This is a genomic window from Psychromonas arctica (genome assembly GCF_038155225.1).
GTDB classification, from domain to species: Bacteria; Pseudomonadota; Gammaproteobacteria; order Enterobacterales; family Psychromonadaceae; genus Psychromonas; species Psychromonas arctica_B.
The window spans coordinates 1-210 of the sequence record NZ_JBAKBA010000425.1; the positions used below are offsets into that span (position 1 = coordinate 1).

Consider the following 210-nt stretch of genomic DNA (forward strand, 5'->3'; position numbering starts at 1 on the left):
TTCTAATTGAAGAGACCCTCTAGGGACATCTGGATGGGCAGCTAATAATGTGGATAATCTGTCGACAAAAGCCGCTTGCTGTAACTGTAGCGCATCGATATTATCACTAACAATAATATTGAGACCTTGTTTTTGCCAATGAGATATTTGAGTAAGGGCAGTATCAATCTCCCACTCTCCTACATTGATTGTCAATTCATGGCGTTCTAT

The 210-nt window shown here is 40.0% G+C and carries 1 pseudogene; it reads right to left on the reverse strand.

Features of this window, described 5'->3' with window-relative positions:
- Positions 1–195, reverse strand: a pseudogene (locus tag V6255_RS18985) (diguanylate cyclase); the annotation flags it as partial.
- Positions 196–210: the final 15 nt, after the last annotated feature.